Origin of the sequence: Rhizobium sp. UBA1881 (assembly GCF_002338015.1) — a bacterium.
GTDB lineage: Bacteria > Pseudomonadota > Alphaproteobacteria > Rhizobiales > Rhizobiaceae > Rhizobium.
Genome location: NZ_DDHH01000103.1, coordinates 29907 through 50150, shown reverse-complemented (window position 1 = coordinate 50150; position 20244 = coordinate 29907). Strand labels below are relative to the sequence as shown.

Annotated in this window: 18 protein-coding genes and 1 pseudogene; 7 read left to right on the top strand and 12 right to left on the bottom strand. The window is 65.3% G+C overall.

Annotated elements, in window-relative coordinates:
- Window positions 1-240 precede the first annotated feature (240 nt).
- Both B3605_RS12750 and B3605_RS12745 read left to right on the top strand, forming a co-directional pair.
- Window positions 241-1776 (top strand): peptide MFS transporter, encoded by a 1536-nt coding sequence (locus B3605_RS12750; protein ID WP_296434327.1) that lies wholly within the window; start codon window positions 241-243, stop codon window positions 1774-1776.
- Window positions 1777-1825: 49 nt separating this feature from the next.
- Window positions 1826-3019: a pyridoxal phosphate-dependent aminotransferase gene (locus tag B3605_RS12745; protein WP_296434325.1), complete on the top strand. Its 1194-nt coding sequence runs from the start codon at window positions 1826-1828 to the stop codon at window positions 3017-3019.
- A 14-nt stretch (window positions 3020-3033) separates the two neighbouring features.
- On the opposite strand, the gene B3605_RS12740 is transcribed toward B3605_RS12745, so the two are convergent.
- Genes B3605_RS12740 through B3605_RS12730 form a run of 3 tightly spaced genes read right to left on the bottom strand, consistent with a single transcriptional unit; the run spans window position 3034 to window position 6200 of the window.
- The gene (locus B3605_RS12740) at window positions 3034-4350 is read right to left on the bottom strand and encodes a hybrid sensor histidine kinase/response regulator (RefSeq protein WP_296434323.1); all 1317 of its coding nucleotides are present in this window, start codon (window positions 4348-4350) and stop codon (window positions 3034-3036) included.
- On the bottom strand, window positions 4351-5817 hold the full coding sequence (locus B3605_RS12735) for an ATPase domain-containing protein (protein ID WP_296434321.1): 1467 nt from the start codon (window positions 5815-5817) through the stop codon (window positions 4351-4353).
- Window positions 5817-6200, bottom strand: a complete 384-nt coding sequence (locus B3605_RS12730) for a hypothetical protein (protein ID WP_296434319.1) — start codon at window positions 6198-6200, stop codon at window positions 5817-5819. The genes B3605_RS12735 and B3605_RS12730 overlap by 1 nt, the downstream gene beginning before the upstream one ends.
- A 271-nt stretch (window positions 6201-6471) precedes the next feature.
- Between B3605_RS12730 and B3605_RS12725 the strand changes: the two genes are divergently transcribed.
- Window positions 6472-8277: a DUF885 domain-containing protein gene (locus B3605_RS12725; protein WP_296434318.1), complete on the top strand. Its 1806-nt coding sequence runs from the start codon at window positions 6472-6474 to the stop codon at window positions 8275-8277.
- Between the two features lie 40 nt (window positions 8278-8317).
- Here the strand turns inward: B3605_RS12725 and B3605_RS12720 are convergent, their stop codons facing one another.
- The 3 genes from B3605_RS12720 to galU are packed head-to-tail and all read right to left on the bottom strand — an operon-like array spanning window position 8318 to window position 10244.
- The gene (locus B3605_RS12720) at window positions 8318-8818 is read right to left on the bottom strand and encodes a hypothetical protein (RefSeq protein WP_296434316.1); all 501 of its coding nucleotides are present in this window, start codon (window positions 8816-8818) and stop codon (window positions 8318-8320) included.
- Window positions 8815-9351, bottom strand: a complete 537-nt coding sequence (gene def / locus B3605_RS12715) for a peptide deformylase (RefSeq protein WP_296434314.1) — start codon at window positions 9349-9351, stop codon at window positions 8815-8817. Before def ends, B3605_RS12720 begins: the two co-directional genes overlap by 4 nt.
- A complete protein-coding gene (galU, locus tag B3605_RS12710; protein WP_349677257.1) occupies window positions 9348-10244 on the bottom strand; it encodes a UTP--glucose-1-phosphate uridylyltransferase GalU in 897 nt (298 codons plus the stop codon). Before galU ends, def begins: the two co-directional genes overlap by 4 nt.
- A 201-nt stretch (window positions 10245-10445) precedes the next feature.
- Between galU and B3605_RS12705 the strand changes: the two genes are divergently transcribed.
- Together B3605_RS12705 and B3605_RS12700 are read left to right on the top strand one after the other, a co-directional pair.
- On the top strand, window positions 10446-11669 hold the full coding sequence (locus B3605_RS12705) for a lytic murein transglycosylase (RefSeq protein WP_112945247.1): 1224 nt from the start codon (window positions 10446-10448) through the stop codon (window positions 11667-11669).
- A gap of 97 nt (window positions 11670-11766) precedes the next feature.
- Complete coding sequence (locus B3605_RS12700; RefSeq protein ID WP_183795162.1) at window positions 11767-13002, top strand: SGNH family hydrolase; 1236 nt, start codon at window positions 11767-11769, stop codon at window positions 13000-13002.
- 48 nt (window positions 13003-13050) lie between these two features.
- Here the strand turns inward: B3605_RS12700 and B3605_RS12695 are convergent, their stop codons facing one another.
- Both B3605_RS12695 and B3605_RS12690 read right to left on the bottom strand, forming a co-directional pair.
- Entirely contained in the window at window positions 13051-13893 is an 843-nt protein-coding gene (locus tag B3605_RS12695; RefSeq protein ID WP_112945249.1) for an oxidoreductase, read from the bottom strand.
- A 42-nt stretch (window positions 13894-13935) separates the two neighbouring features.
- Window positions 13936-14175 (bottom strand): annotated as a pseudogene (locus tag B3605_RS12690) (Atu4866 domain-containing protein); the annotation flags it as partial.
- 143 nt (window positions 14176-14318) lie between these two features.
- Between B3605_RS12690 and B3605_RS12685 the strand changes: the two are divergent.
- Window positions 14319-15209: a LysR family transcriptional regulator gene (locus B3605_RS12685; protein ID WP_112945251.1), complete on the top strand. Its 891-nt coding sequence runs from the start codon at window positions 14319-14321 to the stop codon at window positions 15207-15209.
- Here B3605_RS12685 and B3605_RS12680 read toward each other — a convergent pair.
- Window positions 15188-16099, bottom strand: coding sequence for an AraC family transcriptional regulator (locus B3605_RS12680; RefSeq protein ID WP_112945252.1), 912 nt, complete (start codon window positions 16097-16099; stop codon window positions 15188-15190). The two genes, B3605_RS12685 and B3605_RS12680, sit on opposite strands and share 22 nt — an antisense overlap.
- 98 nt (window positions 16100-16197) lie before the next feature.
- Here B3605_RS12680 and B3605_RS12675 point away from each other — a divergent pair, with 98 nt between their 5' ends.
- A complete protein-coding gene (locus B3605_RS12675) occupies window positions 16198-16950 on the top strand; it encodes an SDR family oxidoreductase (RefSeq protein ID WP_112945253.1) in 753 nt (250 codons plus the stop codon).
- Between the two features lie 76 nt (window positions 16951-17026).
- Here B3605_RS12675 and B3605_RS12670 read toward each other — a convergent pair whose 3' ends face one another.
- The 3 genes from B3605_RS12670 to B3605_RS12660 form a co-directional block, all read right to left on the bottom strand.
- Window positions 17027-17659 (bottom strand): LysE family translocator, encoded by a 633-nt coding sequence (locus B3605_RS12670; protein WP_112945254.1) that lies wholly within the window; start codon window positions 17657-17659, stop codon window positions 17027-17029.
- A gap of 124 nt (window positions 17660-17783) precedes the next feature.
- A complete protein-coding gene (locus B3605_RS12665) occupies window positions 17784-18536 on the bottom strand; it encodes a hypothetical protein (RefSeq protein WP_162725202.1) in 753 nt (250 codons plus the stop codon).
- A 160-nt stretch (window positions 18537-18696) separates the two neighbouring features.
- The gene (locus B3605_RS12660) at window positions 18697-20151 is read right to left on the bottom strand and encodes a glutamate synthase subunit beta (protein ID WP_037182865.1); all 1455 of its coding nucleotides are present in this window, start codon (window positions 20149-20151) and stop codon (window positions 18697-18699) included.
- Window positions 20152-20244 lie beyond the last annotated feature (93 nt).

Below are 20244 nucleotides of genomic sequence, written 5' to 3'. Positions count from 1 at the left end.
CGCTCTTCCGATCTCCCCCTCGCCGGCCCGGGACGGACCGGATGCCGCCACCGCCATGGCGGCGCAGAAAACAGCGCCGGTGGTGATGCTCAATCGCCTCATGCGAACCTCGTTGTCTCAAATCCGGACCATGTTAGCGCAATGTCACCACCCGCTGTCAAGGCTGCGGATTCCATGCGGATGGCATAGAATCATCGGATTTGCGCCGGCCTCGCCCGGCGCCGTTGTCAAAGGAATCATATGCATCAGCCGCAGCACGAGCCGAACTTCGGCGCCAGGCTTCCAGCCGACCCGCCCGTCAGCCAGACCCGCTCCTTCCTTACCATCGCCCTGATCGAGTTGTGGGAACGCTTCGGCTACTACGGCATGCAGGCGCTGATCGTCTACTTCATGGTGCAGCGCCTGGGCTTCGACGATACCCGCGCCACCCTCGTGTGGGGCGCCGCCGCGGCCCTGATCTACGTGGCCCCGGCCATCGGCGGCTGGATCGGCGACAAGGTGCTCGGCACCCGCCGCTGCATGATCATCGGCGCCATCATCCTGTCGCTGGGCTATGCCCTGATGGGGATTCCGGTCAGCGGCACCTGGCTCACCTTCGTGGCGCTGGGCGTGATCGTGGTCGGCAACGGCCTGTTCAAGCCCAACACCGCCAACCTGGTGCGCAAGATCTACGAAGGCGACGACGCCAAGATCGACAGCGCCTTCACCATCTACTACATGGCGGTCAACGTCGGCTCGACCGTCTCGATGCTGGCCACGCCGGCGATCAAGGACCATTTCAACGCCACCTCGGGCGGTGACCTGGGCTGGCACATGGCGTTCGCCGTGTGCAGCGTCGGCCTGTGGGTGGGCCTCCTCACGGTGGGCGTGCTGCGCCGCACCGTGCACCATATCGGCTCGCCGCCGGACGCGCTGCCGCTCGACTGGGGCAAGCTGGCCCTGGTACTGGCCGGCGGCGTACTCACCGTCATCGCCTCGACCTTCATCCTCGAATACCAGTGGCTGGCGCGCCTGTTCGTCTACGTCGCCGGCCTGGTGGTGCTGGGCATCTTCATCCACCTGATCCGCACCAGCCAGGCCAGCGAACGCGCCGGCCTGGTGGCGGCGCTGGTATTGACCCTGCAGACGGTGTTCTTCTTCATCTTCTACCAGCAGATGTCGACCTCGCTGTCGCTGTTCGCCCTGCGCAACGTCGACCTCGATTTCAGCCTGTTCGGCAGCCACCTGTTCACCTGGTCGCCGGCCCAGTTCCAGGCGCTTAACGCGATCTGGATCATGGTCCTCTCCCCGGTGCTGGCCTGGATCTATACCCGGTCCAGCGGCAGCCGCCTGGACCTGTCGATCGCCGCCAAGTTCGCGCTCGGCTTCGCGGTGGTGGCCGCCGGCTTCTTCACCTATGGCTTCGCCGGCGCCTTCGCCGTGAATGGCCTGACCTCGTCGTGGATCATGATCGCCGGCTACGGCCTGTATTCGCTGGGCGAGCTGCTGGTGAGCGGCCTCGGGCTGGCGATGATCGCGCGCTACGTGCCGGCGCGCATGGGCGGTTTCATGATGGGGGCATACTTCGTCGCGGTCGGCATCTCGCAATACCTGGGCGGCCTGGTGGCCACCATGGCCAGCGTGCCGGAAGGCATGACCGACCCACTGCAGACGCTGCCGATCTATACGAGCCTGTTCAACAAGCTGGGGCTGGCGGCGATCGCCTGCACTTTCATCGCACTGGCCGCCCTCCCCTTGATGCGGCGCCTGACCGCTGCGCACCACGCCCACGCATAAGCGCGGCTTCCAGTAAGATGGCAGGGATTTTCACTCCCTGCCATCCAGCATGTCTCTCATTACCCCCAACCGCCAGCTCCAGGTCGCCCAGCGCGTGCACGCGATCGAACCATTCCGCGTCATGGAGATGGTCAAGGCCGCCGGCGAACTGAAACGCGCCGGCCACGACGTCATCAGCATGAGCGTCGGCGAACCCGATTTCACCGCGCCCGACATCGTCGCCAGCGCCGCGATGGAAGCGATCCGCGGCGGCGTCACCCAGTACACCGAGTCGCTCGGCCTGCGCGAGCTGCGCGCGGCGATCTCGGGCCACTACGCCGCGACCCAGGGCCTGGACATCGACCCGCGCCGCATCGTGATCACCGCCGGCGCCTCGGCCGGCCTGCTGCTGGCGTGCGCCGCGCTGGTGTCCGAAGGCGACGAAGTCCTGATGCCCGACCCGTCCTATCCGTGCAACCGTCATTTCGTGGCCAGCTTCGGGGGCCGGCCGGTGCTGGTGCCCTCTTCCCACGAGGACCGCTACCAGCTCGGCGCCCACCACGTGGCCGAGCGCTGGACCGACCGCACCCGCGGCGTGCTGGTGGCCTCGCCGTCGAACCCGACCGGCACCTCCATGACCCCGGAGCAGCTGCGCGCCATGCTGGCGGCGGTGCGCGCGCGCGGCGGCTTCGCCATCGTCGACGAAATCTATCAAGGCCTGTCCTACGACCAGCAGCCGGTGAGCGCGCTGGCGCTCGACCCCGACGTCATCACGGTGAATAGCTTCTCCAAGTATTTCAACATGACCGGCTGGCGCCTGGGCTGGCTGGTGGTGCCCGACAGGCTGGTGCCGACCTTCGAGAAGCTGGCCCAGAACCTGTTCATCTGCGCCCCGACCGTGGCCCAGCACGCGGCCCTGGCCTGCTTCCAGCCCGAGGCGCTGGCGATCTTCGAGGAGCGCCGGCGCGAATTCCAGCGCCGCCGCGACTACCTGGTGCCGGCGCTGCGCGAACTCGGCTTCGGAGTGCCGGTGATGCCGGACGGCGCGTTCTACGTATACGCCGACCTCGACCGCGTGGCGCATCCGCTGAACGGCGACAGCGCGGCGTTCAGCATGGCGGTGCTGCAGGACGCCCACGTGGCGATCGTGCCGGGCGACGATTTCGGGGTGGCGGCGCCGCAGCGCCATGTGCGCTTTTCGTATGCGACGAAGTACGAGCGGATCGAGGAAGCGGTGGCGCGCCTGCGGCGCCTGTTCGCCTGAATTGACCGCGGCGCCTAAGTTGCCACGCCCGCCAGCGCCTCGATCAGCACGCCGGGCGCCACCGGCTTGACCAGGTAGCGGTCGAAGCCGGCCGCCAGCGCGCGTTCGCGGTCTTGCGGCTGGCCATAGCCCGACAGGGCGATGGTCAGCGGCCGATTTCCGCCGGTGCCCGTGCCCGCGTCCGCGGCGCGCAGGCGCGCCATCAGTTCCAGGCCGTCCAGGCCCGGCAGTCCGATGTCGCACACGATCGCGTCGAAGCGGCCTTCCAGCGCCAGCGCCAGGCCGGCATGGCCGTCGCCGGCGATTTCCACCTGGTGGCCTTCGACTTCGAGCAGCATGCGCAGCACGTCCGACGCGTCGACATTGTCTTCCACGATCAGGATCCGGCGCCTGATGCCGGCAACCGGTGCGGCGCCGTCGGCGACGCCGCCGGGCGCCGCGGCATTCGACAGCGGCAGCGACACCGTGAAGGTGCTGCCCTGCCCCAGCCCCGGGCTGGCGGCGCCGACGCTGCCGCCGTGCATGGTGACCAGATTGCGCACCACGTTCAGCCCGACCCCAAGCCCGCCCTCCGAACGCGCCAGCGTGCGCGGCCCCTGGGTGAACAGGTCGAAGGCGCGGCCGATGGTCTCACTGGACATGCCGGAGCCGTTGTCGTCGATCGTGACCGTAACAAAGCCGTCGGCGCCGACCCGGGCCGCGACCGCGATCCGGCCACTGTCCTGGGTGTATTTCGAGGCATTGTTGAGCAGGTTGGTGAACACCTGGGTCAGGCGCACCCGGTCCCCTTCGACCACCAGGGTATCCGCCACCTGCGCGATCGCCAGCTCCTGGCTGCGCTCGCGCACGCGCGGCATGACGGTTTCCGCCGCGTGCTCGATCAATTCGGCCAGCCGCAGCGGCTCGACCGCCAGCGTGATCTTGCCGCTGCTCAGGCGGGCGGCGTCGAGCAGGTCGTCCAGCAGGTGCGCCATATGGCCCACCTGGCGCTGGATCACGCCGGTCAGGCGGGCCAATGTCGCGGTATTGACCGGCGAACGTTCGAGCAGGCTGGCCGAGACGCTGATCGGCACCAGGGGATTGCGCAGCTCGTGCGCCAGCATGGCGAGGAATTCGTTCTGGCGGCGGTTGGTTTCCTCGGCGTCGTCGCGCGAGGTCTGGGCGTCGACCGCGGCCAGCACCAGGTGCTCGTTCGCTTCGCGCAGGCTCGCGGTCAGCGCGAGGCTGGCCGCGAGATCGCCGCGCAGCTGCTCTGCCTCGAGTTCCAGCGCCGCCAGGCGGAGCGCCAGGGTGCCGTCGTCGTTGCCTGGTGTCGCCGCCATGAGATTCATTCAGGGTGTCCCGCGCGCGATGGGCAAGCCGTGCAGCACGCCTTCGTATTCGGTTGCAACCGGCTCGATATGGATCCCGTCGTCGCCGATGTGGAATTCGCGCAGGTCGGTGCTGTGGGCGCTGCCGCGCACCTTGATTACCGAGACGAAGCGGCGGATCCGGCCGCCGCTCTCGCCGAAGCGCATGATAACGATCGCATCGGTCAGGTAGGCGATGTCGGCCTGGCTGAACTTGAGCTGGGTGAAGTCGTCGTCCACGCCCATCGTCACCAGCACGCTCACGCCGCGCTTGGCCAGCGAGGACAGCATCTGGAACACGGTCGAGCGCAGCTGGTTGCGCCCTTCGGGCGCCAGGTACAGCGCCAGTTCGGACAACGAATCGACCACCACCCGGCGCGCGCCGGTGCGGTCGATCGCCTCGTTCATCTCGTCGAGCAGCTCGTCGACCGTGAGATCGATCTTGCGGCTCTCGACCATCTGCACGTCGCCGTTGGCGACCAGCGCCGCCAGCTCGGCGTTGCGCAGGCGCGAGGCGCCCTTCTCGAACGAGACCGCCACGCCCTTCTCGCCCAGCCGCGCGCCCTCTTGCAGGAAGCGGGTGCCGAGGATGGTCTTGCCGCAGCCGCTCGGGCCCGACACCAGCAGCGAGTGGCCTTGCGGCAGGCCGCCATGCAGCATGGCGTCGAGATCGGGCGTGCCGGTGGGGATGCGCGCCGCATCACGGTCGACCCTGGCGCCCTGGTGGTGGTCGGCCGCCAGCGGCGGCAGGATGCGCGGATACACGCGGATGCCGTCGTCGGTGATGCGGAAGGTATGCGAGCCGCCCAGGTGGGCCTGGCCGCGCATCTTCACCACGCGCATCTTGCGCACCACCGAGTTATCCTCGTGCACCGGAGTCAGCGAGATCATGCCGTCGGCGACCGTCATGATCGGGCTGGCCTCGGCGTCGCCGTGCAGGTATTCGCCGATCAGGAAGGTGGTGGCCTGCCAGCTCGTCATGCGGGTGCCGAGGTCCTGGATGAAGTGCTGCAGGTCGGCCACGCCCTCGTTGCCGGCGCGCGCCGTCTGCGCCACCGAGCGGAAGGAATCGACGAACACCAGGCTCGGCGAGAAATCCTCGACCTCCTTCATCAGGCGCGCCAGCACGCCGCTGAAATCGCCCGCGCGCAAGTCTTCGGCCAGGTTGACATAGCGCACGCAGGTGCCGACCATGTCCATGTCGAAGAAGCTGTACTGCTGCTGGTAACGCAGCATCTTGAGAGGCGGTTCGCCCAGCACCGTGAAGAACAGGGCGCGGCGCTCGTTGCTGGCCAGCGAAAACATGATCTGGTGGGCGAGCGTGGTCTTGCCCGACCCCGGCGGTCCGGCGATCAGGTTGAAGGAAAACTCGCTCAGCCCTCCCCCCAGGAGAACATCGAGCCCTTGCACGCCCGTGCTCAGCTTTCCAAGGGATACTTTATCGCTCATTACTTGTGCTCCTGTGCATTCTTCTCTTCCCCGTCCCGCGCGGCGGCATCGAGCAGGCGCCGTGCGAGCGCCTGGCCGATGAGGGACGCCAGCAACTCGGTAAACGTCTGGAGCAGCGCCGCGTGCGCGGCCTTTGCGTGGTCGGGTGCCACGCCGGCGAGCAGCTCGTCCAGCGTGGTGATTTGGGAGTCGCGGGTCTTGCATGGCGGCGTCTCGGCCAGCCATTTGAATTCGGGACCGACCAGACGGCATGCCCGTCCATACAGCGCGCAAAAGCCGCTGTCACCGATGAGCGGGCCCAACTGGTCGGCCAGGCGCCGCCAGGATTGGATGAGCTGGATGTGCTCTTCAGAACGTCCGGGGCCGCCCTTACTCGTCATCATGTCTAGGTTGAATAGCAATTGCAGCCGTTGTCTTCATGAAAGGTCCATGCACACGCTCGCGCGAAATCGTCGTACGTTTGCCCGGCGATAGATTGACGAACATTATATCTTGGCTTTACTGCCATTCCCCGACGATCCGACGATTAAAGTTGCGGCGCACAATGCGCCCGTACAAGTATTTACGAAACAAAACATGCGGTAGGCATGTGCATGTTTCCCCGCTAAGATGTGTATCGCCGAGCAATAATGCTCTTTATCAATCAGGGGATCAATGAAAATAAGCAAGCTGGGCGCCGCCGTCTCGACGGCCGCCGTCATGATGGGTCTGGCATTCGCGCCGGCAGCCGTGGCTGCGACGAGCGCACCTGCCGCCGCGGTGAACGCGAACCCGACCGCCGCCGCGGCCGACGCGCGTTTCAAGGACATCTACACCAAGGAGTGGAAGTGGCGCATCGCCAAGCGCCTGGCGCGCGACGACAATGCGCCAGACGCGAACCCCGGTTATGCGCGGGTCGACGCCGCGGCCCAGGAAGCGCGCCGCGTCTACTGGGCCGGCATCCTGAAGGAACTCGATGCGATCCGGCCCGCCGAGCTCTCGCCCGCCGAGCGCATCAACTTCGCCGTCTACCGCGCCCAGATCGCCGCCCTGCACGACGCCCAGCGCTTCCGCGAATACGAGCAGCCGGTCAACGCCGACACCGCCTTCTGGTCCGACGTCGCCTATGCCGCGCGGCGTCCGCTCAAGACCGCCGACGAGTATCGCAGGTACCTGGCGATGCTCGACGGCCTGCCCGCCTATTTCGACCAGGAGCTGGACAATATGCGCGCCGGCCTGGCGCGCGGCTTCACCCCGCCGAAGGTCACGCTGGCCGGCCGCGACGGCACCTTGAGCTCGGTGACCGGGGCGAAGACGCCGCAGGACGTCGTGTTCTACAATCCGTTCAAGCAGATGCCGGCCGCGATGCCGGCCGCCGAGCAGGAAGCGCTGCGCGCGCAGGCGGTGGCCCTCATCCAGGGCAAGATTCAACCCGCCTACGCCAAGGCCCTGGCCTACTTCCGCGACGAGTACGTGCCGAAGGCGCGCACCACGCTGGCGGCCCAGGACATGCCGGGCGGGAAGGAATACTACCAGTCGAAGATCGTGGAGTTCACCACGACCGACATGACGGCCGACCAGATCCACGCGATCGGCCTGGCCGAGATGGCGAAAATCCGCGCCGAGATGCACGACATCATGAAGCAGGTCGGGTTCAAGGGCGACTTGCAGGCCTTCCTGCACTTCCTGCGCACCGATCCGCAGTTCTATGCCAAGACGCCGCAAGAGCTGCTCAAGAGCGCGGCCTGGACGGCCAAGAAGTTCGACGCCAAGGCCGACCAGTTCTTCGGCCACCTGCCGCGCCGCCGCTTCGCGATCGTGCCGGTGCCGGACGACCAGGCGCCGTTCTGGACCGCGGGCCGCGGCGGCCCCGGCACCTATTGGGTGAACACGTACAACCTGCCGGCCCGCCCGCTCTACAGCCTGCCGGCCCTGACCCTGCACGAGTCGGCGCCGGGCCATGCCTTCCAGATTCCGCTGGCGCAGGAGCAGAAAGGCGTGCCGCCGTTCCGCCGCGCCTATATCTCGGCCTATGGCGAGGGCTGGGCGCTGTACACCGAGCGCCTGGGCACCGAGATGGACATCTACGAAACCCCGTACGAAGTGTTCGGCATGCTGAGCTACCAGGCCTGGCGCGCCTCGCGCCTGGTGGTCGACACCGGCATCCACGCCAAGGGCTGGACCCGCGAGCAGGCGCAGAATTACCTGCTGCAGAACACCGCGCTGTCGAAGCACGAGGTCGAGACCGAAGTCGACCGCTACATCTCGTGGCCGGGCCAGGCGCTGTCGTACTACCTGGGCCAGATGGCGATCCAGGAAGCGCGCGCCCGCGCCGAGAAGGCGCTCGGGTCGAAGTTCGACATCCGCCACTTCCACGACACCGTGCTGCAGGTGGGTTCGGTGCCGCTGCCGGTGCTGCAGCAGCGCATCGACCAGTTCATCGCGGATGGCGGACCGAGTCCGTATCCGAAGGAAAGCTGATCGTTTCATGGCAAAGGGGCCGCATCGCCCGGCCCTTTTTTTATTTGTCGAACAGCTTGAACTTCAGCTGGAACGAGATGCCGCCATACAGCCGGTCCTTGTAGTTGGGGATGATCCCGACGTTCACGCCGACCCGTTTGTATTCATAGGTCAGGGTCGGGATCGCGCCCGGGAACCAGCCGCCGTCGCGCGTCTTGGGATAGCCGTCGAAGGCGGCCAGCGCCAGCCCCACGCGCACCGGGCCGACCGCATACGGCTGCCAGATCACGCCCGCGTAGTTCGACCAGGCGCGGTCGCTGTTGTAGAAGCGGCCGGCGGTGGCCGTCATCGTGCCCTTGAAGCGGTACTCGAGAGCCAGGCCCTTGTTGTTGTCGTTCAGGTCCTTGTCGCCGTCAAAGTGCGCGGTGTAGAAGCCGGTGTCGATCCACAGCTCGCTCGTCGGCGACGGGTCGATCTTCGTGAAGAAGTCGGCAGCGCTTGCCGCAGGCGCGGCAAGACAGGCGGCGCCCAGCAGCGCCAGGGAATACAAAACGCGGCTCAATCGTCGGCTCCGGGATCAAGGTGGGGAAACATGACTTCGGTGAAGCCGAAGCGTGAAAAGTCGCGGATCCGCATCGGGTACAGGATGCCCAGCAGGTGATCCACTTCGTGCTGCACCACGCGCGCGTGGAAGCCTTCGGCATCAACCACGATGCGCTTGCCGAACTGGTCGAAGCCCTCGTAATGCAGGCGCGTATGGCGCGGCACGCTGCCGCGCAGGCCGGGCACCGACAGGCAGCCTTCGACGCCCTCTTCCATCTCGTCGGACAGCGGCGTGAGCACGGGATTGATCAGGACCGTCTCGGGCACCGGCGGCGCGTCGGGATAACGCTGGTTGCTGCCAAAGCCGAAGATCACCAGCTGCAGGTCGACGCCGATCTGCGGCGCGGCCAGACCGGCGCCGTTGGCGGCATGCATGGTGTCGAACATGTCGGCGACCAGCGCGTGCAGCCCGGGCGTATCGAATTCGGTGACCGGCTGCGCGACCCGCAGCAGGCGCGGGTCGCCCATCCTGAGGATCTCGCGCACCGTCATGCCAGTCCCCTTCCTTCCAGCAGGCCGGCCAGCGAAGCACGAAAGCCCTCGGCCGTTTCCGGGTGCTTGAGGCCGATGGCGGCGGTGGCCTGCAGATAACCCAGCTTGGAGCCGCAATCATAGCGCTGGCCGGCGTAGCGGTAGGCCAGCACGCGCTCGTCGCGCATCAGGGCCGCGATGCCGTCGGTGAGCTGGATCTCGTTGCCGGCGCCGCGTTCCTGGGTTTCCAGGATCTTGAACACCTCGGGCTGCAGGATGTAGCGACCGTTGATGAAGAAGTTCGACGGAGCTGTGCCCTTGGCGGGCTTTTCGACCATGCCGGTGATGCGGAAGCCGTCACCGATCGCGTCGCCGACGCCAACGATGCCGTATTTGTGGGCCTGGTCGGGCGCGCACTCTTCCACGGCGATGATGTTGCCGCCGCTCTGGGCATAAAGGTCGATCATGCCCTTCATGCAGCCCTTGGCTTCGCTTTTCATGATCATGTCGGGAAGCAGCAGCGCGAAAGGCTCGTCGCCGATGATTTCGCGGGCGCACCATACGGCGTGACCGAGGCCGAGCGGCTCCTGCTGGCGCGTGAAGCTCACGGTACCAGCCTTGGGAAGCTGGCCTGCGAGCAGCGTGATTTCGGCGTTCTTGCTGCGCTCGCGCAGCGTCTGCTCAAGCTCGAAATGGATGTCGAAATAGTCTTCGATGATGTGCTTGTTACGGCCCGTCACGAAAACGAAATGCTCGATCCCGGCTTCCAGCGCTTCGTCCACCACATACTGAATGATCGGCTTGTCGACGACAGTCAGCATTTCCTTCGGAACGGCCTTCGTGGCCGGAAGGAAGCGCGTGCCGAGACCGGCGACCGGGAATACAGCTTTGCGAACTTTTTTATGCTCTGCCACACAGGCCTCCTGGGATGATTCTAACGCTTGAAATATAACGCGATTTTGATCGGATTAGATGAGATTTGCTACGGTTTTGCAAATAGTGACTGTGTTCGTGCGTCATGGTAAAGAATTTGTTGACTCCGTTCGGGTAGTCTCAGGCCTGAGCGGAATTTTTGCGCTCTGCTGTGCCTGAAACGAAAGGACGGATGACCGCCGATGACTCAAAATCACAAAATCTCCCTTCGTGGTCTTGCATTCGCATTCATCATGACCGCATCCGCCAGTCTGGCGCCTGTTAACGCCATGGCCGACCAGCGGTTCCAGAAGTGGATCGCGGACTTCTATCAAACTGCCGCTCAAAATGGCATCAGCAAGGCAACTTATCGTAAAGCTTTCTCAGGCGTCAGCGACCCTGACCCTACGGTGCTGGAAAAGGCTACTTATCAGCCTGAATTTACGACGAAAATCTGGGATTACGTGGATTCTCGCGTAAATCCTTATACCGTCCAGATCGGCCGCAAGATGATGGCCAAACACGCCTCTACGTTGAATTGGATCGAGCGGAACTTCGGTGTCGACAAGACGATTCTCTTGGCGATTTGGTCGATGGAATCGAACTACGGCGCGGTGCTCGAGAAGGACGACAGGCTGCATTACGTGCCGCGTGCGCTGGCGACGCTCGCCTATGCCGACGCCAAGCGCACCAAGTTCGCGCAGAAGCAGCTGATCGCCGCATTGAAGATCCTGCAGAACGGTGACATCTCGCCCGACGGCATGACCGGCTCCTGGGCAGGCGCCATGGGCCACACGCAATTCATCCCCACCAGCTACCTGCTCTACGCCGTCGATGCCGATGGCAACGGCCACCGCGACATCTGGAACTCGGTTCCCGACGCGCTCGCCACCTCTGCCAATCTCCTGAAGAAGAATGGCTGGGATTTCGGCAAGACCTGGGGCTACGAAGTTCAGGTTCCATCGAGCGCGCTGAAGCACGTCGGCAAGACCATGACGCTGTCGCAGTGGGCAGCCCTTGGCCTGAAGCGCCCGAGCGGCATGGGCTTCAAGGACGGCTCCGGCAAGGCGGTGCTGAAGATGCCGGCCGGCAATGACGGCCCGGGCTTCCTGATGACCAGCAACTTCTACACCATCAAGAAGTACAACGCTTCTGACAGCTACGCGATCGCCGTCGGCCTGCTCGCCGACGAGATCGCCGGCTATGGCGGCATGAAGCAGCGCTGGCCGCGCCCAGATGGCACGCTCGACGTCAAGGAGAAGTTCGAGCTGCAGACCCGCCTGAAGGCGCTCGGCTATTATGACGGCGAAGTCGACGGCAATTTCGGCAGCGGCTCCAAGGCCGCGATCGCAGCCGTCCAGGGTCGCATCGGCATGCAGGCGGATGGAGAACCTTCGCTGCCGCTCCTGAACGCGCTTCGCAAGTAGCCGTCACGTCGCGATCAAAAACACGCGCACCGCGCTTTGGGGTGTGGACGCCCGTCCCGCTCCATGAGAAAATAAGCGTCGATGCAGGGCGGCCGATATGCGTAAACGAGTAGATCAGACAACAGCCAAGAGTGGCGTTCGCGGCATGCTCCGCTGGGGCGCGTTGGGCGCAGCGGTGCTGGTCTTTTCAACCTCTGTTCTGCCGCCCGTGTCGGCCGAAGCCCAGGAACAGCGCTATTATCAGCGCCGCTCGCTCATGGATTTCTTCTTGGGCCGCCGTTACATCGACGAGGCCCCGCAGGCGCCCGGCCAATACACGCAGCCGCGCGCCGCCCCCCAGCGAAAGAAGAAGGCGCCGCCCAAGGCCGCAGTCTCCACGCCACGCGCCGCACCCGTGATCGCGCCGGAAGAGAAGGTCGTCGAGAAGCTCGACAACGCCCAGAAGATTCTCGTTGTCGGCGACTTCCTGGCCGGCGGTCTCGGCGTCGGCATGGACGCGGCCTTCCAGGATTCGCCGGGCATCCTCATCGAGACCCACAGCAACGTCGCCTCCGGTCTCGTGCGCGACGATTATTACGACTGGCCGACGCAACTGACGAAATTCATGGACGAGGCCAAGCCCGCCATGGTCGTCGTCATGCTCGGCGCCAACGACCGCCAGCAGATGGTGACCGATGTCGGCAAGGAAAAGTTCCGCACCGATGGCTGGTACACCGAATACCAGCGCCGCGTTCTGGCCTTCGGCAAGGCGGTGACGGCGAGGAAGATCCCGCTGCTCTGGGTCGGCCTGCCGGCCTTCGATTCGCCCTCGATGATGGCGGATGCGGCGCAGATGAACCAGGTCTATCGCAAGCAGGTGGAATCGATCGGCGGCGAGTTCGTCGATATCTGGGACGGCTTCGTCAGCGAGAGCGGTGATTTCATCGTCACCGGCTCCAACATCAACGGCCAGCAGGTGCGCCTGCGCACCTCAGACGGCATCAACATGACCGATGCTGGCCGCCGCAAGGTCGCCTTCTACGTCGAAAAGCCGGCCCGCCGCATCCTCGGCACCCAGGCAAGCCCCGATCTCGTGCGCCTCGACAATAGCAGCGCGCCGGCGATCGGCCTCTCGTCGAACCCGGCCGACCATACCGACCCGATCGCGCTCTCCGACCCCAACCTCGACGGCGGCACGGCGCTTCTTGGCGGCGCCGCCATTCCCGTCAGCGCCACGAAGTCGCCGCGCGACAAGCTGGTGCAGGATGGCGAGATGGCCAAGCCGCCGGCCGGCCGCGTCGACGACTACAGCCGCCCCGCCGCCAAATCGACCGCCGAGGTCTCTGTCAAGTAGAAGCGGGCGCTCGCGCGCCCGCTTCTCTCTTTTCCCAACTCAACTGGCTCAGCTCGGAAAATCCGCACTCAGCGTCAGATCCGCCCAGGCATCGAAATTCGACCGCAGCGCATCCAGCCGCTCGCGGGCGATCTTCAGCGCCGGCGCGCCCAGCAGCAGCCGCAGCGGCGGCTCCTCCGCCTCGTAGGCGGCAATCACGGCGGCGGCAGCACGCGCCGGATCGCCCGGCTGGTTGCCGGATACAGCACGGGTCGCGGCCCTTCGCTTGCCCGCCGTCTCGGCGTAATCGTCGATGACGGTCGCCGATTCGATCATCGAACTCCCGGCCCAATTGGTGCGAAACGCCCCCGGCTCCAGAATGGTGACCTTGATCCCGAGCGGCGCGACCTCATGAGAGAGCGATTCCGACAAGCCCTCCACCGCGAACTTCGTGGCGTGATAATAGCCGGTCGCCGCGAACGCCACGAGGCCACCGAGCGACGACGTGTTGAACACATGCCCGCGACGTCGCGCGCGCATGCCGGGGAGCACCCGCTTGGTCATCGCGATCAGGCCGAACACATTGGTCTCGAACTGGTCGCGGATCTCCTGATCATCACCTTCCTCGATCGCGGCGAGATAGCCATAGCCGGCATTGTTGACCAGCACGTCGATGCCGCCGAAATGCCTCTCTGCCGCAGCGACTGCTTCGTCGACCGACGCCTTGGAGCGCACATCCAGCGCAAGCGGCAGCACATGATCGCCGTAGCGGGCGACCAGATCGTCGAGCGCGCCGGGCTTGCGCGCGGTCACAGCCGCCCGCCAGCCGCGCGCCAGAACGGCTTCGGCCAAGGCGAGGCCGAGGCCCGAGGAAGCGCCGGTGATGAACCAGATGGGGGAAGTCTCAGTCATGTCGTCTCCTTCCGGGCTTTTCGCCCACTCTTTCGTTGGGCCTTAGCGCCGGCGCAGGATCATGCCGCCATGGTGCAGCGTGTCGCGGTCGACGAAATCGCCGTCGGCGGTAAAGCCGGTGTCGTCCCAGTAATCGATATGCGCGCCACGGACCTCGTAGCGCCCCTGATAGGCGCTCTCGCGGTTGCCGCGCGCCTCGTCGTATCGGCCGTTCTCCAGAAGCGCGTGCCGAACCCGGCCGTCATCGGTGATCCACATCCCGACATAGGGGTGATCGCTCATCATCTCTCTCCTCTTCCGGCCTCGCAGGACCGATGCGATTGCAGGCGACGGCTCTTCCGTCTTGCCATGGGATGAGAGATAGGGACGACATTGGCATCAAACGAGTTGCCAATCCGAGATAGCTTGGTTAGTTATTCTAACCAATGAGCGACCAGTTCGAAGGCATCTCCGTTTTCCTTGCCGTCGCGGAAGCGCGCAACTTCCGCGTCGCCGCCGAGCGGCTGGGCGTGACCCGCTCCGCCGTCAGCCAGGCGCTGCAGCGGCTGGAAGACCGGCTGGGCGTCACGCTCGTCCAGCGCACCACGCGCAGCGTGCGGCTGACCGAAGCCGGAGAACTGTTCCAATCCCTGGTGAAGGAGCCCGCCGACCGGGTGACCGAGGCGATCGAAGCCGTACGCGAGGTCCGCGCGCGGCCATCGGGCCTGCTGCGCATCGCCGTGTCGTCGATCGCCGAACGCGTCATCTCCGGCCCGCTGCTGGCAGGCTTCATGGCGAAATATCCGGAACTGCGCCTGGATATCACCATCACCGACGGCGAGTTCGATATCGTCGAGGCCGGCTTCGATGCGGGGATCAGGCTGGGCGAGGTGATCGAGCAGGACATGGTGGCCGTATCGGTCTCGTCAGCCCAGCGCCAATGCGCCGTCGCATCACCCGATTACATCGCCCGACGCGGTGCGCCGCAACACCCCCGCGATCTCGTCGATCACGTCTGCATCGGCTGGCGCCCTCGACCCGACACCGCCCCCTACCGCTGGGAATTCACCGAGAATGGCCGTGATTTCGACGTCGCCGTCGATCCCGACATGACGACCAACGACATGGGCATGATGCTGCGCATGGCCTCTTCAGGCGCCGGCATCACCTTCGGCATGATCGAGACCTTCGCGCCCTATATCGCACGCGGTGAACTCATGCCGCTTCTCGAGACCTACTGCCCGCCCTTCGACGGCTTCTACATCTACTATCCCCGCCGCCATCGTCAGCCGCAAAAACTGCGCGTGCTGGTCGATCACCTCTCAAGCAGAGGCTGAATGCGGGCATACCGAGCCGGCGGCACGCCCGCATATCGCGAGAAGGCGACGCTGAACGCGCTCGCCGAACCATAACCCACGCGCTCCGCCACCTCATCCATCGCGAGTTCGCGGCCGCGCAACAGCTGCTTGGCGAGCGCCATGCGCCAGGCCAGCAGATACTCCATCGGCGGCAGGCCGACGACACGGCTGAAACGCGCGAAGAAGGCCGATCGGGAGAGCGATGCTTCGGTCGCAAGGTCCGCCACCGTCCAGGGATGGGCGGGCCGTTCATGCAGCGCGTGAAGTGCGGCCGCCAGCCGTTCGTCCGCCAGACCCCGGCTGAGCCCAGGCGCGCCTGTCGGCTGCGTGCCGGATCGAAGCGCCTCGATCAGCAGCACCTCAAGCAGCCGCTCAAGCACCAGCTCCCGCCCCGGCCGCCGTTCGCGTGTCTCCTCGCCGACCAATTGCATCAGCGTCGCCAGACGCGGTTCGCCGCGAACGACAACGACATCGGGCAGCAGCGAAACCAGAAGCGCCGCATCCGGTGAACCGAAGCTGCAATGCCCGATGCGCATGCGCAGATCCGCTGGCCCATCGAGACGACCCACACGGAAGCGACCGTCGCTCATCTGTATCGGCACGACGGCGGGCAAGCCGCGCGGCGCGTCGATGCTCTCATTGACGAGATCACGCATGGCCGGCACCAGAACGAAGTCGCCGGCCTCAAGAATGAACGGCGGCTCCTCCCCGAATGTCACGCGGCAACGCCCCTCGATGACCGCGCAGTAGAAGGGCTCGCCCGTAGCCTCGCGTTCAATCCGCCATAGGCCGGCGCATTCGACCAGCTTCGAGAAACGTGCTGCGGGCTGCAGCAGCGTGACGATTTCGGCAAGAGGATCAACGGCCACGATCAGGACTATCGCTAAAGAAATGGAGACTGCAAACTATATCAAGTCTCGCATGCGGTCACTACCCTGCAATCATTCCTTTTCGATTGGAGACGCAGATGCCCACGATATTGATCACCGGTTGCTCGTCCGGCTTTGGCCTGGAGACCGCGAAACTCTTTCTCGACCGCGGCTGGGATGTGATCGCGACGATGCGCAAGCCCGACCCCGACCTGTTGCCGGTATCCGAACGCCTGCGCGTTCTGGCGCTCGACGTCACCGACCCGACAAGTATCGCCGAGGCCGTGGCGGCAGCCGGTCATATCGACGTACTCGTCAACAACGCCGGCTTCGGAGCTCCTTCCCCCATCGAGCTCACCGCGCCGGAGACCGTGCGATCCTTGTTCGAGACAAACACGATCGGCACCTTGGCGATGGTCCAGGCCGTCGTGCCGCAGATGCGCCAGCGCCGCGCGGGCGTCGTCATCAACGTCACGTCGACGGTGACGGTGAAGACACTGCCGGTCATCGGCGTCTACCGCGCCAGCAAGGCCGCCGTGAACGCGCTGACGGAGTCGCTTGCGGTCGAGATGGAGCCGTTCGGCGTGCGGGTGCATATCGTTCTGCCCGGCCGCTCGCCAACCACCCGCTTCGGCGAAAACGCACGCCCCCACTTCCGTGGCCTCGACGATGCCGACTATGCGCCGATGCTCCAGCAGTTCATCAAGAGCGTGCAGGACGATACCGGCCCAGTGACCCATGCCGCCGACGTGGCCGAGGCCGTGTGGCGGGCTGCCACCGATCCATCGGCGCCGCTGCGTATTCCAGGCGGTGCCGATGCGGAGCTCTGGATGGCCGAGGCGGGCCTCTAAGCCCTTCCCACGACGGAGAAGCGATCTTGCAACTCGGGGCCGCGCCAGGCAGTCCCGAGCCGACCAATTGCAGCAACTAACTCCGCTGCAGCGCCAGATGCGCCCCGAGGCCGATCAGAATTCCCCCGCCCGCGCGCTGCACCAGCCGCTGCGCCGATCCCGAGCGCTTCAGCCTCGAGACGACGGCGCCTGCCAGCATCACGCAGACGATATCGGCCGACGAAAAGATGAAATTGACGATCGTGCCCAGCAGCACGAATTGCAGCCAGACCGGAAAGCTGGCGGCGGGATCGATGAATTGCGGCAGGAAGGCCAGGAAGAAGATCGCCGTCTTCGGGTTCAGCACCTCGATCGAGATGCTCTCGACAAAGGCCCGCCGGCCGGATTTCGGATCGACGACAGCGAGCGTCGCTTCCCCTTGAGATTTGCTGCGAAAAAGCGAGATGCCGAGCCAGACCAGATAGGCAGCACCGGCGAGCTTGACCGCCATATAGAGCACCGGCACCGCATGAAAGATGATCGACAGGCCGGCGGCAGACGCGATCACATGCACATAGCAGCCGACATGGATCCCGAGCGTCGCCATGAACCCCGCCCGCCGTCCCCGCGCCAGCGTCTGGGCGGCAGCGTAAAGCATGGCCGGCCCGGGAATATAGGCAAAGAGCGCCGTCGTGACGAAGAAGGTGATCAGCAGTTCGGTGGATGGCATCCGGTGTTGTTCCTTGCCGCATAGCCATGCGAAGCGATGGCCCGCGCACCATAGATCGCCGCATCGCGGTTGACCATGCCGCAATCCCATCGCGCCGGCGGAACGGAGATGTCCAGTCAGAGCCCTACTCGATCACCTCGACCGCCGACAACACCTCCACGCTGGCGGCCGCTCCGCATCCATGCACCTCGATCTTCAGCTTCGCACCCGGAACGATGATCGTCCTCAGCTTCGCCTGGATGACCTTGGCATTCCCCGGCGGATCGACATTGATGTAGCCGGTGCCGCGCTTGTCCTTGAACTGGAAGCCTTCTATCGCCTGCCCGGAGGCCTTCATCGTCAGGTCCACCACCTCGCCCGTCGTCGTGGCCACCTGGCAATCCGTCTCGGGGCTCAGGCCGGAGAGACGCCCGCCCGCTGCCGCCGCAGCGACCACAGGCGCGGTCGACGATCCGCAGCCGGAAAGCACCCGCCGCACGGCAGCCCCGCTTCCGCGCAGCGAAAACGCATAGGGCAGGCCGACCGGATCGAAAGCCAGCGTCGCTCGGCTCCCCTTCTGAAGGGCATCGGCGAAATCATCGGCAAGCGGCCAGCGATAGAGATCGTGGGCGCCGCGCTCTGGCAGATTGAAGGTGAATGTACGGCCATCGATGATGATGTCGAACGGCTCACCTGTCGCCTTGCCGTGCTCGTAGATCACCATCTCGAAGCTCGGCGCGCCCACGGCCGGGCAACTGACCAGCAGGCACATGTTTTCGCTCAGGCACTTCGCCGTCGCCGGATAATTGACATAGCCGGCGCGCTCCCAAGCCCAAGCCGGCGATGCCACGACGCACAAGAAGGCCGCGACAATGCTGATGACAGATCGAACAGACATATTCATTGACCCCCGTACAACAAACAGTCCGTCCATACTCGCCGAACTGACGCGCCCGCCGCCAGATAGACTTTCTCGGTAGGCGCTGCATGCGGCACAAAAAAGCTCGGGGCCGCATCACGCAGCCCCGAGCCGAAATCAATCCGAACGTCCCCGCAGCTTAGCGCGGCAGAACCGTCGAGCCCATCAGCGCCTCGTCGATGGCGCGCGCCGCCTGGCGTCCCTCGCGGATCGCCCAGACGACCAGCGACTGGCCGCGGCGGACGTCGCCCGCCGTCCAGAACTTGTCGACCGAGGTCTTGTAGTCGCGGTCGTTGGCGACAACGTTGGTCGAGCCGCGGCGGTCGGTGTTGAGCGTCAGCTTGCCGTCGAGTTCCTTGAGCACGCTCGTGGTGAACGGGCCGGAGAAGCCGATGGCGATGAAGGCGAGGTCTGCCTTGATGATGAACTCCGTGCCGGCGATCGGCTTGCGGCGCTCGTCGACTTCGCAGCACTTGACGCCGGTCAGGACGCCGTCTTCGCCGATGAATTCGAGCGTCGCGACCTGGAACTCGCGCACAGCGCCTTCGGCCTGGCTGGAGGAGGTGCGCATCTTGGTGGCCCAGAACGGCCAGACCGCGAGCTTGTCTTCCTTCTCCGGCGGCTGCGGACGGATGTCGAGCTGGGTGACCTTCACGGCCCCCTGGCGGAACGCCGTCCCGACGCAGTCCGATGCGGTGTCACCGCCGCCAACGACGACGACATGCTTGGCGCCTGCAAGGATCGGGTCCGATGCCCAGCCGACGCTGTCGATGTTTTCGCGGCCGACGCGCTTGTTCTGCTGCACCAGATACGGCATCGCATCGTGAACGCCGGCGAGATCGAAGCCCGGAATGCCGGCTTCACGCGGCGTTTCCGAACCGCCGCAGTAGAGAACCGCGTCGTGATCGGCGATCAGCTGCTCGACCTTCAGATCGACGCCGACATTGACGCCGCAATGGAACGTCACGCCCTCGCCCGAGATCTGCTCGACGCGACGATCGATGAAGTTCTTCTCCATCTTGAAGTCGGGAATGCCGTAGCGCAGCAGGCCGCCGGGCTTGGATTCGCGCTCATAGACATGCACCTCGTGACCGGCGCGGCCGAGCTGCTGGGCGGCCGCCATGCCGGCAGGACCCGAACCGATGATCGCGACCTTCTTGCCGGTGCGAACGGCAGCCGGCTGCGGCCGGATGAAGCCGAGTTCATAGGCCTTGTCGGCAATCGCCTGCTCGACGGTCTTGATCGCAACCGGCGCATCCTCGAGGTTCAGCGTGCACGCTTCCTCGCAGGGAGCGGGGCAGACGCGGCCGGTGAACTCAGGGAAGTTGTTGGTCGAATGCAGGTTCTGGATCGCTGCTTCCCAGTTGTTGTTGTAGACCAGATCGTTCCAGTCGGGGATCTGGTTGTGCACGGGACAGCCGGTCGGGCCATGGCAATAGGGAATGCCACAGTCCATGCAGCGCGCGGCCTGTTTCTGCACTTCCGGGTCCGACATCGGGATCGTGAATTCGCGGAAATGCCGGATACGGTCCGACGCCGGCTGATACTTCGCCACCTGCCGGTCGATTTCCAGAAACCCTGTTACCTTACCCATGCTGCTGTCTTCCCTTACACTCATGACCGCCTCACCGCAGCCAGTTGTCTGTTTTCAGTCCCGTTAACCGGGGCAAATTGCTGAACCGTCATT